Annotated in this window: 9 protein-coding genes; 8 read left to right on the top strand and 1 reads right to left on the bottom strand. The window is 61.0% G+C overall.

Features of this window, described 5'->3' with window-relative positions:
- The first annotated feature begins 8 nt into the window (after positions 1-8).
- The 3 genes from U1A53_RS07545 to U1A53_RS07535 are packed head-to-tail and all read left to right on the top strand — an operon-like array spanning position 9 to position 5,236.
- Positions 9-1,250, top strand: coding sequence for an acetylxylan esterase (locus U1A53_RS07545; protein ID WP_322280016.1), 1,242 nt, complete (start codon positions 9-11; stop codon positions 1,248-1,250).
- 34 nt (positions 1,251-1,284) lie between these two features.
- Entirely contained in the window at positions 1,285-3,726 is a 2,442-nt protein-coding gene (locus tag U1A53_RS07540) for a CehA/McbA family metallohydrolase (RefSeq protein WP_322280015.1), read from the top strand.
- 28 nt (positions 3,727-3,754) lie between these two features.
- Complete coding sequence (locus U1A53_RS07535) at positions 3,755-5,236, top strand: NAD(P)/FAD-dependent oxidoreductase (protein WP_322280013.1); 1,482 nt, start codon at positions 3,755-3,757, stop codon at positions 5,234-5,236.
- Here U1A53_RS07535 and U1A53_RS07530 read toward each other — a convergent pair whose 3' ends face one another.
- Positions 5,237-6,025, bottom strand: a complete 789-nt coding sequence (locus U1A53_RS07530) for a DUF1080 domain-containing protein (RefSeq protein ID WP_322280012.1) — start codon at positions 6,023-6,025, stop codon at positions 5,237-5,239. It abuts the gene before it with no gap.
- Positions 6,026-6,097: 72 nt separating this feature from the next.
- Between U1A53_RS07530 and U1A53_RS07525 the strand changes: the two genes are divergently transcribed.
- The 5 genes from U1A53_RS07525 (at position 6,098) to U1A53_RS07505 (ending at position 15,342) form a co-directional block, all read left to right on the top strand.
- The gene (locus U1A53_RS07525; protein WP_322280011.1) at positions 6,098-7,564 is read left to right on the top strand and encodes a sulfatase; all 1,467 of its coding nucleotides are present in this window, start codon (positions 6,098-6,100) and stop codon (positions 7,562-7,564) included.
- Between the two features lie 33 nt (positions 7,565-7,597).
- Positions 7,598-9,202, top strand: a complete 1,605-nt coding sequence (locus U1A53_RS07520) for a DUF4080 domain-containing protein (RefSeq protein WP_322280010.1) — start codon at positions 7,598-7,600, stop codon at positions 9,200-9,202.
- A gap of 25 nt (positions 9,203-9,227) precedes the next feature.
- Entirely contained in the window at positions 9,228-10,652 is a 1,425-nt protein-coding gene (locus tag U1A53_RS07515; RefSeq protein ID WP_322280009.1) for a sulfatase-like hydrolase/transferase, read from the top strand.
- Between the two features lie 7 nt (positions 10,653-10,659).
- Positions 10,660-12,465, top strand: a complete 1,806-nt coding sequence (locus tag U1A53_RS07510) for a sulfatase (RefSeq protein WP_322280008.1) — start codon at positions 10,660-10,662, stop codon at positions 12,463-12,465.
- Positions 12,466-12,546: 81 nt separating this feature from the next.
- Positions 12,547-15,342, top strand: a complete 2,796-nt coding sequence (locus U1A53_RS07505; RefSeq protein WP_322280007.1) for a DUF1553 domain-containing protein — start codon at positions 12,547-12,549, stop codon at positions 15,340-15,342.
- Positions 15,343-15,344: the final 2 nt, after the last annotated feature.

Below are 15,344 nucleotides of genomic sequence, written 5' to 3'. Positions count from 1 at the left end.
CGTCCGTCATGCGCTTAACATCCATTGTCGCCGTCTTTCTGCTCACCACATCACTCCACGCCGAACAAGTCGGCCCTTGGAATATCGACGCGCTCAAGAACAACGTGCCCGCGATGAAGTGGGTGCGACAGGATCAGCCGATTCATTCGCTGACCTATGCCGGTGAGAAGTATCAGGGCCGCGAAACCGAGGTCTTCGCCTTTTACGCTTCGCCGATCACGCTGGGTGAAGCCAAAGCGGGTACGAAGTTTCCCGGCGTCGTGCTCATTCATGGCGGCGGTGGCACGGCTTTCGCGGAATGGGTGCAGCTCTGGGCGAAGCGCGGCTACGCAGCCATCGCCATGGATTTGAACGGCTCGCGCCCGCCTGAGGTGGAGTTCGACGCCAAAACCGGCATGGCAGTCGGCAACGGGCATCGCGGCACCCGCACGCGTTTGCCCAACGGCGGCCCGCCTCACGGTGCTCCCGAAAAATTCGACAGCATCGGTGGCGACACGAGTGACGACTGGCCCTTCCATGCCGCAGCGAGTGTGATGCGTGCCCACACGCTGCTGCGCAGCTTTCCCGAGGTCGATGCAGAGCACACCGCCGTCACCGGCATCAGTTGGGGTGGCTACACGACCTGTCTCGTCGCCTCGCTCGATGATCGCTTCAAAGCCGCCGTGCCGGTTTACGGCTGCGGCTTCCTCCACGAAGGCGAATCCGTGCAGAAGCCAAGCATCGACAAACTCGGCGACCGCAAGGCGCTATGGGTGAAGGAATACGATCCCGGCAGTCTTCTCCCACGCTGCCGCGTGCCGATCTTCTTCGTGAATGGCACCAACGACGTCCACTACGTGCTCGACAGCTACATGAAGTCCTACAACGTCGTGCCTGGCGAAAAGTACATCCGCATCCAAATCAAAATGCCCCACGGCCATCCGCCCGGCTGGGCGCCACAGGAAATCGGCCTGTTCATCGATTCCAAGTGCCGTGGTGGCAAACCGTTGCCGAACCCCGGAACTCCCGTGATCAAAGGCGATCAATTCGAGGTCACCTGCGAATCAGCGACCACCTTGAAGAAAGCCGAACTCAACTACACCTCCGACACCGGCCTGCGCTCGAAGCGCGAATGGAAGTCCATTCCAGCTCAGATCAACGGCAACACCATCACCGCCCTCAAGCCGCCCGCCGACGCAAACACCTGGTTCATCACCGTCACCGACGAACGCGATGCGATGGTGAGCACGCCGGTACAGTTCAGTCCGTGATCCAAGATGCGTCCGTTCGTGGCGTATTGAGCTCATGAACAAAATCTGCGCCCTTTTCGCGATGCTCTCCGCCGCGGCTGCTGCCGAGCCGTTGCCCGTGATCGAAGTCGAAGGGCAACCACTCGCGGCGAATGCGCAGCGAATCGTGCAGGCGCTCGATTTCCTCGGTGCGCCGCTCGCGGGCGATGCGCGTGCGAAATTGCAAACAGCGGTCACGGGTCGTGATGCGACCGGTGTACAGACGGCGCTGGATGCGCAGGTACTTTGTGTCGTGAGCATCAATCCTGAGCTGCGAGTGAGTGCGGTGCGCGGCCCGGCAAAGTCAGTAGTGCAGCAGGCGGGCTACACGCCGGTGCTCATTAAGGTGATCAATCATGGCGTGAGCGCGGCGCGGCTGCGCATCACCAGCACGCAGGCCGGGCCGCCGTATGCGGGCGTCGCGAAAGGCACGATGGAGCGCGAGCGGCAGACGCATCTGAGGGAGAACGAGAACACGAAGGGTGAAGACCGCTTTCTCGAGATCAGCATGTTCTACGCGCCACCGATGACGGCGAATCTCAGCGGGCCTGAAGTCGAGTATGCCATCGCGCTTGTGTATTCGAGCGAGTCTGGCAAGCGCGAGGCGGTGCTCGCATTCGACATCGGCCAAGGCACGCAGGATCTCGGTTTTCGCGCGGAGGTGCCGGTGCTGCTCGACGTGAAAGCTGCCGTGGCGGCGAAGCTCGATGTGAAGGACTTCGACGGGCAGCCCACCACGGCACGACTGACCTTCACTGATGCTCACGGCCATGTCTTTCCACCGCAGGCACGTCGCCTTGCTCCAGATTTCTTTTTCCAAAAACATATCTACCGCGCGAATGGCGATACAGTGCTGCTGCCGCCGGGAGAGTTCATGATGGAGGCATCACGCGGACCGGAATACCGCACCGTGAAAAGCCAAGTGACGATTCCGGCAGCGAAGGAGACACAGCTCGCCGTGAAGCTGGACCGCTGGATGAACGCGGCGGATCACGGCTACTACAGCGGCGATCATCATATCCACGCGGCGGGCTGTGCGCACTACACGTCGCCGTCCATCGGGATGCAGCCGGAGCACATGTTCGCGCAGGTGAAAGGTGAAGGATTGAACGTCGGCTGTGTGCTCACCTGGGGCTATGGCTTTGAGCATCAGCGTCCATTTTTCGGCGGTTCCGCGCATCCGCTCAGCGAGCCACACACTCTGCTGCGCTATGACATGGAGGTGAGCGGCTTCGGCTCCGCTGCGCTCGGGCATGTGTGCCTGCTGAACCTGCGCGAACTCGTGTATCCAGGCGCGGACGGTGTCAAAGGCTGGCCGACATGGACTACGCCAGCGCTGCGTTGGACGAAGGCCCAAGGTGGCTTCACCGGCTATCCGCACTCCGGCAGTGGCATGCAGGTGATTTCGTCGGTGGCGGCGAAACGGATGATCGAGTTGTGCGATGCCAACAAAGACGCGCGGCTCACGCCCGATGAAACGGCGAGCACAGTACTGCCGGAGCCGTTTGAAAAAATCGACGCGGATCGCGACGGAGGGCTGAACGAGCCGGAACTGACCAACAGCCATGAGCGTGTGATTGATCTGCTGCCAAACGTCGCGATCCCCGATGCAGGCGGACACGAAATCTTTGTCACCACCGCGCATGGTGTCTGCGATTTCATCAGCGCGATGGACACCGCGCGGCTGCTGGAGTGGAACGCCTGGTATCACATGATGAACTGTGGTTTCCCGCTGAAATGCGCCGGCGAGACAGACTACCCCTGCATGAGCGGCACCCGCGTCGGCCAGGGGCGCACCTATGTGCAACTCGGCCGCGTCGAGAAACTCGAATTTGAAAAATGGTGCGAAGGACTCGCACACGGACGCAGCTATGTGAGCGATGGTTACGCGCACGCACCGGGCTTCACCGTCGAAGGTAAGGCCGCTGGCGACGAAGTGAGGCTCGCACAACCGGGCCGCGTGAAAGTGAGCGCCAAGGTCGCCTTCAGCTCCGAAACGCCGCTCGAAATCGCCTACGGCGGCGCGGTGCCCGTCGGGGGTCAGCGTCTCGTCGGCGACACCGTGCATTACCACGACACAACTGGCGCGAATCCCTTCGCCAGCGGCAAGCGCAAAGTCGAACTGGTCGTCAACGGCATCGTCGCCGCCACGCGCGAAGTGCCTGCCGACGATCAACTGCATGATGTGGCGTTCACCGTCGAGATCACGCGCAGCAGTTGGGTCGCGCTACGGCATTTCCCGCAACTGCACACCAATCCCGTCAACGTCATCATCGCTGACAAACCCATCCGCGCATCGCGGCAGAGTGCCAAGTGGTGCGCCGCATGCATCGACCAGCTCTGGCGCGTGCGGGAGAAAAACATCGCCCCCGCCGAGCGCGATGAAGCGAAGCGCACCTTTGAAGCGGCGAAGGAAATCTACCGGCGCATCGCAGCAGAGGCTCTGGCAGGAAGCTGACAATCATCTACCACGAGGATCGACCATCATGCCAGCCAGCCACACAGCCATCACGCGGCGTAAGCTGTTCAAGACTTCCACCGCCGCTCTCCTGGCCGGTGCTGCAAATCTCCCGTCCGCAGAACCTGTGAAGAAGAAGCGCGTCGTCGTCATCGGCGGCGGCATCGGTGGATTGAGTTGTGCGTTTGATCTGATGGAGCGGGGGCATGAGGTCACGGTGCTGGAAGCGTCGAAGCGCACCGGCGGGCATGTGAAGACGATCTATGATCCGCTGCCAGACGGTTTGTATGCCGATGTCGGCGCGGAGCAGTTCACCAATCCGGGTTACGACACATATCGCGAGTGGGTTCGGAAGTTTGATCTCCCGGTGCTCGCGTATGCGCGGCGGCGGAAGATGTTTGCCAATGTGCGTGGCAAGTGGCGCACCGAGGAGGAGCTGGCGGATGCGAAGACGCAGCGCGAGTTCGGCTTCAACGAGCGCGAGGTCGCCTTCATGCAGGAACATGGCTGGAAGGAAATTTCGCGGCTGTTCTTTGGCCCGATGGCGGAGAAGTTCAAAGACGAGTATCAGCCCTTCGGCATCGGCTTGGACGAACTCGATCACATTGTTCTAGGCGACTGGCTTGCAGAGCAAGGTGCTTCCGAAACCGCGCGCAGTTACTGCGGCGGTTCGCGGCTCAGCAGCAAGGACAAGCCCGCGACCGAAAGCGATGTCTCTGCGCTGTATCGCATCTGGCAGGAGTCCATCGTGAAGCTGCGCGGACTGCCCGTGTTCAAGCGCGAGGTGTTTCGTCTCAAGGGCGGCAACCAACTGCTGCCGGACACGTTTGCGAAGCATCTTGGCGACCGAATTCGCAGAAACTGTCCCGTCACTATGTTGGAGCACGATGCAAATGGTGTGAGCGTCACCTTCACCGAAGGCCCGGATAAAAAAGAGCAGACGTTGAAGGCCGATTACGCCGTGCTGTGCGTGTCGCCGCTCGTGCAGGCTGGCATCAAGGTTTCGCCCGCATGGCCGGTGCAGAAAAAGTTCGCGCTCGAACACACGCCGATGGGCATGCAGTCGCGCATCGTGCTGCAGGCCAAAACGCGCTTCTGGGAGGGCGACAACGTGCCGAGCATTAATTTCGAAGGCGCCAGCTCTACCATGAGCCTCGTCTATGAATGCGCGCACGAGGTGCCGGGCGAAAGCTGCGTGCTCATGGGCAGCGGCCCGCCCGCGTTGTCGCCGGAAGATGCGCTCGCCGCATTTCGGAAGTTTTATCCCGGCCAAAACAAGGACACCATCGAGCAGGCCATTGTGCATCAGTGGTGGAAAGAGGAGCCATATGCCCTCGGTTGCGAGCGCACGCCGTTCGCGCTTGGCAAGCTTGCGCAAATCTGGCCGCATCTCATCCAGCCCGTCGGTCGCGTCCACTTCGCCGGTGCCGCTTTCGACAATCTCCCCTGGGGCCAGGACGCCGCCACGCGCTCCGCACGCCGCGTCACAAATGCGATTGATGCGGCATGATCACTTCTTCTCCAGCGACATCAGTTCGATCTTTCTGAACCACACCGGCTGTCCTTCGGCTTGAAGTGCGATGTGGCCGTAGCTGAGCATCAGATTACCGCCCGCCTCGATCTGATCCGTCGCCGGGGCGTTGTTGTTCGTGGGATCGAGCTGTGGGCGCTGGTAGCGCAGTACTTCCACGCCGTTGATGCGATGAATGATCTCGTCATTGCCTCGCACCTCGACTTCGACACGCACCCATTCCTCCGCCGGAAAGGTCGGCGCGCTGGATTTGACGATGTGCTTCGTGATCAACTGTCCACCCATCTCCACATGCGTGCCGGGTGTGCAGAGATTGGCGGTGGAGCGCGGCCCCTTGCCTTCACCCGCCAGGAACTGCATCTCCAGGCTCGCGGGAAAACCTTGATCAAAGCGCATGCTCTGCGGTGGCTGCGCATGGAGCATCACGCCGCTGTTGAGGTTCACATAATGCGGTGCGTCGGCCATCATTGTGCCGGTGAAGCGATACTCCAGCCGCAGGATGTAGTGCGAGTAGGCGAGGTTGGTGAAGAGGTGGCCGAACTGCTCATCAAACTTCGAGTAGTCGTCATAGCTGACCTTCAGGATGCCATCCTCGACACGGAACGTGTTCGCGAAGTTCTCGCCCAGTGGCCGTTTCGCGATCTTGATCGTCCAGCCGGTCAGATTCTTGCCATTGAACAGCGAAATCCATTTTGGCTCATCTCCTGAGGCAGACGATGCCAGCAGGCAAACCAGTGCGACGACAACAAAGCGAGGGGGTTGGAACATGCGGCTCATCTTGAACTGTCCGTCGCCGTTTCCAATCGGAAGATGACACAAGTCTCCGCGTTATAGGCCTCCATGAAGGCTTTTCTCATCCTCCTTTCGTCAGTCGTCATGCTAGTTTCGGCCTTCGCGGCGGAGCAGCGCCCGAACATCCTCTTCCTCCTCAGCGACGACCACAGCTACCCCTTCCTCAGCACCTACGGCAGCTCGAACGTCAAAACGCCAACGCTCGACCAACTCGCTGCCGAAGGGATGAAGTTCCACCGCTTCTTCACCGGGGCACCGCAGTGCGTGCCCTCGCGTGCCACGCTCATGACAGGTCGCTCGCCCGTGGCCGCACGCATGACGCGATTCTCCGCACCGCTGCCGCGAGATGAGATCACGCTGCCGGAACTGCTTCGTGAAAAGGGCGGTTACTTCACCGGCGTGTGCGGTCGCAGCTACCATCTCGATGGAGCGACGAAAATCGGCCAAGGAGCGGCGAAAGTCTTCCAGGAGCATCAGTTGAAGACCTTCATCGACCGCGTGGACTCACTGAACACCTGCGCTGACAACGAAGTAGCCGCACAAGTCGCCGCCTTTCTCGACAAGAAGCCTGCCGACAAGCCCTTCTTCATGTGGGCGAACTTCAGCGACCCGCATCATGCGTGGAATGCCCCTGCCGAGTTTCGCCCCGATACTGCCTCGCTGAAAGTGCCCGCGCATTGGCCGGATCTGCCCGGCGTGCGCGAGCAGCTCGCCGACTACTGCGCCGAGGTGAATCGCGTGGACCGCACCGTCGCGGGTGTGCTCGATGTGCTCAAAAAACGCGGCCTCATGGACAGCACGCTCATCGTCTTCTGCGGCGACAACGGCATGGCCATGCCGCACGGCAAAGGCTCGCTCTATGATCCAGGCTCGAACGTGCCCTTTCTCGTGCGCTGGCCCGGCGTGGTGAAGCCGGGTGGCGATTCGCGTGCGCTGATCAGCGCCGAAGACCTAGCGCCCACGCTGCTCGCGGCCGCAGGACTCGAAGCAGGTTCCAAAATGAGCGGCGTGAGCTTTCTGCCGCTGCTCAAAGGTGAGGCGCACACGCCGCGGAAACATCTCTTCGTCGAACGCGGCCCGCATGGCTCTGCACCGGTCGCGGCGGACATGACGAACGCCGGATACGATCTCGCGCGTGCGGTGCGCAGTGACCGCTTCAAGTTCATCTACAACTGCACGCCCTGGATTCCGTATTCACCCGTCGATTCCGCCGGTGGAGTCGCATGGAAGGAAATGCAGGAGGCGAATGCCGCCGGGAAGCTCTCGCCCGGCCTGCGCACGACCTATTTCACGACCCCACGTCCGGTTTATGAGTTGTATGACCTCGAAGCCGACCCCTCCGAGCTGAACAACCTCAGCGGCAAACCCGAACTCGCCGCTACTGAGCGCGAACTCCGCGCCGCTCTGGCCGAAAAGATGATCCTCGATTTTGACTACCTGCCGTTGCCGGATTTGATGGAAGGCGGCAGCGGGGGCGCTGTGAAGAAGGGCAAAGGGCAGGGGAAGAAGAAGTAGCAGGGGCTGGGGAATCGGCCACTGTGCCCACTCATGCCGGACATCGTCCTCGCCACGCTTAATGCGAAATACATCCACGCCTCGTTCGGGCTCCGCTGCCTCATGGCGAATCTCGGCGAGCTGCGCGAGCGTGCGTGCATGGCGGAATTCATCATCAACCAGCCACCGCTGGAGATCGTCGAAGCCATCCTCGCGCACAAGCCGCGCATCGTCGGTTTTGGTGTCTATATCTGGAATGTCGAGCAAACGACCGAAGTGGTTGCCTTGCTCAAGCGCCTCCGACCGGAACTGATCATCATCCTCGGCGGGCCGGAGGTTTCGTATGAGACGGAGGGGCAGGAGATCGTCGCGCTAGCGGACCATGTGATCACTGGCGAGGCGGATATGAAATTCGCTCAAGTATGCCGTGAGTTGCTCGGGTTTACCGCAGAGGGGCAGAGGAGCAAAGAGGCAGCATCTGACTCAGCACCTTTGCCTCTTTGCCCCTCTGCGGCTAAAGCGAACGTCCCCAAGATCATCGCTGCCGAATTGCCCGCGCTGAACCAGCTCGCGTCGCCGTATGAGCTCTACACCGACGAAGACCTCAAACATCGCGTCATCTACGTCGAGGCGTCGCGCGGATGCCCGTTCACGTGCGAGTTCTGCCTGTCGTCGCTCGACATCCCCGTGCGTGCCTTTGCGACCGATGCCTTCCTGGCCGCCATGCAGCGGCTGCTTGATCGTGAGACCACGCAGTTCAAATTTGTCGATCGCACCTTCAATCTGCATCTGCCCACGAGCATGGGCATCTTGCAGTTCTTCCTCGACCGCTGGCGTGACGGCCTGTTCCTGCACTTCGAGATGGTGCCGGATCGTTTGCCCGAGCAACTCCGTGCTCTCATTCGCCGCTTCCCGCCGGGCGCGGTGCAGTTCGAGGTTGGCATCCAAACGTTTGATGATGCCACATCGAAAAACATCAGCCGCCGCCAGAACCTCGACCGCCTGGAGGACAACTTCCGGTTTCTCCGCGAAGAAACCGGCGTGCATATTCACGCCGACCTCATCGTCGGTCTGCCCGGCGAGGGCATCGAAAGTTTCGGACGCGGCTTTGACCGCCTCGTGCGGCTGAACCCGCAGGAAATCCAGGTCGGCATCCTCAAACGTCTGCGCGGCACGCCCATCGTCCGGCATGATGACGAATACCGCATGATCTACGCGCCGCATCCGCCCTATGAAATCCTGTCCACACGCGACATCTCGTTTGCCGACATGCAACGTATGAGGCGGTTCGCCCGCTACTGGGACATCGTCGCCAACAGCGGTAATTTCACCAACACGCTGATGCTTCTCTGGCGCGACGGAGCCTCGCCCTTCGTCCAATTCCTACGCTTCAGCGACTGGCTCCATGCCACGCTGCGCCGCACGCATCAGATCGCTCTGCACGTCATCGCGCAGAACCTTTTTGATTTTCTCATCACAGAAAGCGGCGTGGATCGCGAACTTGCCGCCGCCGCGCTGGAAGCCGACTGGCACCGCACGCCGAGCCGCGAGGCACTGAATCTTCGCGGCATGACCACTACCCCCGCGCTTTTGAAGCCCGCCGCCGTCCGCACGGCCCGCAGGCAGGAGCGGCATACGCAGTTAAAGCCGATAGCCTGACGCACTTGCTGCGTTTCCATGCGCCGTGAAGCCTTTCATCCTCGCGGTCATCCTTTCGGCGTTCTGCCTTTCGCCTGCATCATACTCAGCGCAGCCGAGCCTCGTCATCTTCCTCGCCGACGACCACGGGCAGCTCGACTCCACGCCCTATGGTTCAAAGGAGGTCCGTACGCCGAACATGCAGCGGCTGGCGGACGCGGGCATGACCTTCACGCATGCCTTCATCGCCTCGCCATCGTGTGCGCCGAGCCGCGCGGCCATGCTGACCGGTCTGATGCCGGCGCGCAATGGTGCGGAGAACAATCACACCTTCAAACGCGATGACGTGGCTTCGCTGCCCGATGTACTACGCAAACTCGGCTACCAGACCGCTGCGTTCGGTAAAGTGGCGCACGGCGGCAAAGACGCGCAACGACACGGTTTCGATGTGTTTGATGAGCAACACGACGCAGCTTTTGTGGAGAGGTTTCTCAAGGAACGCGATGCCTCCAAACCGCTCTGTCTCTTCGTCGGCACGCATGAGCCGCATGTGCCATGGGACAAGCTCGAAGGCTACGACCCCGCGAAGGTGACGCTGCCGCCGAAGTTCGTGGACACACCAGAGACACGTGAGTCTCGCGCCCGCTACTACACCGATGTGACCACCGCCGACACGCAGCTCGGCGAGGTGATGGATCTGGCAAAGAAATACCTCGTCCCCGCGAACACGCTGTTCCTCTACACCAGCGACCACGGCGGGCAGTGGCCTTTCGGCAAATGGAATCTCTACGACACCGGCGCGCGCGTCCCGTTCCTCGCTGCGTGGCCCGGCGTCATCAAATCAGGCGCACGCACCGACGCGATGATCCAGTGGATCGACCTACTGCCCACGCTCATCGACGCCGCTGGCGGTAAGGTTCCGGAAGGGATCGACGGGCGCTCCTTCCTTCCCGTTTTACGCGGCGAAAAGTCCACGCATCGCGAATTCATCTTCACCACGCACAGCGGCGACGGCAGCATGAACGTTTATCCCATCCGCGCGATCCGCACCGCCGACTGGAAGCTCATCCTCAATCTCCATCCCGAGTTCGCGCACACCACGCACATCGACAAATCACCAAATATCAGAAGCGGTCTTCCGTACTGGACCTCGTGGTTCAACAAGGCGCAAACCGACCCTGAGGCCACCGCCATTGTGAAGCGCTACCATGAACGCCCTGCTGTCGAACTTTACGATCTCCGCGCCGATCCCGCCGAGCAGAACAACCTCGCCGCTGATCCTGCGCAGTCCACCCGCGTGAAAAAACTGCGCGAACAACTCGAAGCCTGGATGCGCGAGCAGGGTGACAAGCAAACCCTCTTCAGCGAGCCGCACCTGCTGACCGATCCAGCCTCCACTCGTCCCGTCGCCCCAGAAGCTCCTGGCACATCGTCGACCAAGAAAGGCAAAGGAAAGAAGAACACCCAGTAATTCCGCCATGCGTTTCATTTATCTCCTCTTTGCTCTCTGTCCTTGGCACGCTGCTTTGGCACAGCCCAACCTGCTCATCATCACCACTGATGACATGAGCTGCGACTCGGTCGGCGTCTTCGGCTGCACGCTGAAGGACACCACGCCGAACATGGACAAGCTCGCGATGCAGAGCCTGCGGTTCAATCATGCGCATGTCGTTGTAGGGAACTGCATGCCATCACGCAATGTCATGTGGAGCGGCAAATACCCGCACAACAACCGCATCGAGGGCTTTCGGGCGATGGGCAAAAACGACAAGGACTACCCGGTGCTGGGTGATCTGGTGAAGGCAGCGGGCTATTTCACCGGCATCCGGCACAAGGTGGAGCACTCCACGCCCTACTCGCCTTTCCCCTGGGACATCATACTCAGCGAAGGCAAAAAGGACGATGTGAAGAATGCCGCCTCGTGGGGGAAGGCTGCCACCCAAGGCATCGAAGCCGCGAAGCAGGCCGGAAAGCCGTTTTGCCTGCTCTTGAATGTGGCTGATCCACACAAGCCCTTCTATGGCGAAGGCAATCGAGGCGAGAGCGCTCCTGATCCGAATATGCCCTCGAAAGTCTTCACGTCCGAGGAGGTTCCCGTGCCCGGCTTCCTGCATGACGATCCAATCATCCGCAAAGAACTCGCCCTTTATTACTCCAGTGTGCGCCGCGCCGATGATGGCGTGGGCGCGATCTTGGATGCCCTCAAGGCCGCCGGCCAGGATGAGAACACCATCATTATTTTCCTCTCCGATCACGGCATGCCGCTGCCGTTTGCCAAAACGCAGCTCTATCATCACAGCAGCCGCACGCCGCTTATGATCCGCTGGCCAGGGGTCACAAAAGCAGGTGCCGTCGATGACGCGCACATGATCTCCACCGTCGATCTGCTGCCGACGATTCTCGACATGCTGCAAATCGCGCAGCCGGGTGGTTTCGACGGCACCTCCTTCGCCGCATTGCTCAAAGGCGAGTCACAACCCGAGCGCGTGATGGTCTTCAAAGAGCACAACGAGAACGCTGGCGGTCAGCGCACACCAATGCGCGCCGTGCAGACGAAAGACTGGCTCTACGTCTTCAGCCCGTGGTCGAACGGCACCCGCGTCATGACCGGAGCCACCAATGGCACCGCCACTGCCCGCCAGATGCGCGTGCTGGCAAAAACAAACGAGGCCATCGCCGCGCGCATCGACCTTTTCGATCATCGCGTGCCCGAGGAAGCCTACGAGGTGCGCTACGACCACGACGCGCTCAGCAATCTCATCGCCAAACCCGAAGATGCTGCGCAGGTGGCCACGCTCGAAAAAGCGCTCGAAGACTGGATGGTCAAAACGAACGACCCGCTCCTCGAAGTCTTCCGCAAACGCGATGACGCCGCCTTTCGCGAGCAATACATGAAGCAGCTCGAAGGCAAGCAGATGAGCAAAAAGGAGCGCGTCACCGCCAATCGAGCTGCCAAGAAGTCCTCCGATGCCGCCAAGCCCGGTGCATTGATCGCCCTCGAAGCACCTGCCAGTGTCACGCCCGGCCAAAAAGCCACCGTGAAACTCAAGCACACCTTCCCGGCCGATCTCGGTGAAAAACCGATTCAAGTCACGCTCAAAGGCGGCGGCAACGAGCGCATCGAACGCAAGGAAGTGAAAGCCAGCGGCACCGGCGAGATCGAAGTCACCTTCGACATTCCGGCTGAAGTTCCCGGCGGCAAGGTCATCTTCGCCGGCCTCGTCGGCAAAAGCATCAAGGACTCATTGCAACTCATTCAGACGAAGCCAGTGCCGGTGAAGTGAGGAAACAGCCAACCGAAAGACCCGCGCACCCAGCCCGATCTTTTCCTGTCCAAGAGTCCTCTTTTCTTGTCTTGTGTAGCCGTGCGTCGCTTTTCTTCCATCTCGCTCCTCCTTGCCCTCGCGGCTGCTGATTCATCGGCGGCGGATGGCGTGGCGTTTTTTGAGAGCAGCGTGCGGCCTTTACTGGTGAAGCATTGTTATGAGTGCCACTCGCAGCAGGGAAAGGTGAAAGGCGGGCTGCTGCTGGATCGGAAGGAAGGTTGGGTGAAGGGTGGCGATGCGGGGCCGGCGCTGGTGCCCGGAAAGCCCGCGAAGAGCCTGCTCATGCACAGCGTGCGCTACGAGGACGAAGATCTGCAAATGCCGCCGAAGTCGAAGCTGCCGCCGGAAGACATTCGCGTGCTGGAGCAATGGATCACGATGGGGGCGCCTGATCCGCGCGTGGAGTCGATGGCCGCGGCGAGCACGAAGAAGACGATTGATTTCGCGGCGGCACGCCAAGGCTGGGCGTTTCGTCCGCTGCAAAAGAACGCGCTGCCTGCCGTGAAGCAGCAAGACTGGCCGCGCAAAGAGCTGGATGTGTTCATCCTCGCAGAGTTGGAGGCAAAGAAGCTCACGCCTGCCGCCGATGCGGACCGCGTCACGCTCATGCGCAGGCTCAGCTATGATCTCACCGGCTTGCCGCCGTCGGACGAGTCTGACACGTCTGACTTGTCCGACTATGTCGAGAAGCTCCTCAGCAGCCCGCAGTTCGGAGAAAAATGGGGCCGCTACTGGCTGGATCTCGCGCGTTATTCGGACTCGAACGGCGGTGACCGCAACTACACCTTTTATCAGGCGTGGCGTTACAGAAACTACGTCATTGATGCCTTCAACCACGACAAATCGTTCTACGAGTTCATTCGTGAGCAGATCGCGGGTGACCTTATGGCCGCAAAGACTCCCGCGCAGCGGCGCAGTCAGATGATCGCGTCGAGTTTCCTCGCGCTGGGGCCGAAGATGCTCACGGAGCGCGACAAGGAGAAGCTGCACCTCGACACGGTGGACGAGCAGATCGACACGATTGGCCGCGCGTTTCTCGGCCTCACCGTTGGTTGTGCGCGCTGCCACGATCACAAGTTCGATCCCTTCAGCCAGCAGGACTACTACGCGCTCGCGGGCTTCTTCCGCTCCACGGAGGTCGTCATGGGCACGCGGAACGGCTGCGTGAATGTGGCAAGCTGGGTGGAGCAGGCACTGCCGCAGCCGGAACCAGCGTTTGGCGAGCTGAAGCAGAAAGTGGCGCGGCTCGAACTCGCGATGCGGCTCAAAGTGGAGCGCGATTTCATGGAAACCGTCGCGGGCAAAAAAGCACTGACGAAACTGCCGCTCGCGGGCGTGATTTATGATGAGGCCAGCGCGGAACTCGTCGGCGACTGGAAGCAGTCGAGCCTGTCTGCGAAGCGCTTCGGCGACTTCTACATTCACAACGACAAGCAGGACCGAGGCGCGAAGAAGGCCGTGTTTCGCGGTGCCTTGCCCGAGACCGGCATCTACGAGGTGCGAATCGCCTATCCGGCGAAGGGCAACTGCGACAAGCGCGTGCCCATCACCGTCGAAGCCTTCGACGGCGTGCATGAGATCATCTTTGACCAGACGAAGAAGCCCAGCATCGGCGGCCTGTTCGAGCCCATCGGCCGGTTTCATTTCGAGAAAGGCGGGCGCGTGAATGTCATCGTCGGCACGCAAGGCACGAAGGATTATGTGATCGTCGATGCCGTGCAGTTCATCTCCGAAAAAGACATCGAGCGCGAGTCCACCGCACTGGCGATGGCGAACGGCAGCAGCACGGGCGATCCGCTCCTCCTGATGGACAACGCCGCGCTTACCAAAGAGCTCGACAAGCAGGTGAACGCGCTCAAAGACGCCGAGCTGGCCATGGCCCCGCGCGATGCGCGTGACGCAGGCGACATCCATCTGCGCGTGCGTGGCGAGGTGAATCAACTCGGCCCCAAAGTGCCACGCAGCTTCCCCACCGTGCTGCACAGCGGCAAAGCGCCGAAGATCCCCGCCGGATCGAGCGGTCGCCTGCAACTCGCCGCCTGGATGACGAGCACGGAGAATGCGCTGCTCGACCGCGTGATCGTGAACCGCCTCTGGGCGCAGCTTTTCGGGCGTGGCATCGTCGGCACCGTCGATAACTTCGGCGTGCAGGGCGAGAAGCCCACGCATCCCGCGCTGCTCGATCACCTCGCCGCGAAGTTCCGCGCCAGCGGCGGCTCCTTCAAATCATTGATCCGCGAGATGGTGCTCAGCCGCACCTATCAGCTCGCCGCTGAGGCCAAATCACCGCGCACCATCGCCGATCCCGAAAATCGTTTGTTCGGCAGGCGGTCATATCGTCGCCTCACCGCCGAGGAAATTCGCGACAGCCTGCTCTTCCTCACCGGCGAACTCAAACTCGAACAAGCCGCCGCCACCGCGCTCACTTACGGCGAGGATCTCGACAAGCCGATGAAGTTCGACAAAGAACTGCGCCGCAGCATCTACCTCCCCGTCGCGCGCAACAACCTCGCCCCCGAGCTGGAAATCTTCGACGTCGCCAATCCCGAGATGGTTTCCGGCGACCGCCCGCTCACCACCGTGCCCACGCAAGCGCTGTATCTGCTCAACAGCCCCTTCCTGCAAAAACAGGGTGCCACACTCGCCCAACAAGCCTACGCCCAGGCTGACCCAGTGACATGGCTACATGAGGCCATTCTCGGACGTGCGCCGAGCGCCACGGCGGCCAAGCGTGCGAATGATTTCATCAACACCGCCAACGATGATCGCGAAAAAGCCCTCGCCGATCTCGCCCATGTGCTGCTCGCCTCCACGGAGTTTTTGTTTCTCGAATGATG

This window comes from Prosthecobacter sp. (genome assembly GCF_034366625.1).
Taxonomy (GTDB): domain Bacteria; phylum Verrucomicrobiota; class Verrucomicrobiia; order Verrucomicrobiales; family Verrucomicrobiaceae; genus Prosthecobacter.
The sequence above is the reverse complement of the archived record's forward strand: the minus strand, read 5'-3'. Positions and strand labels throughout refer to the sequence as shown.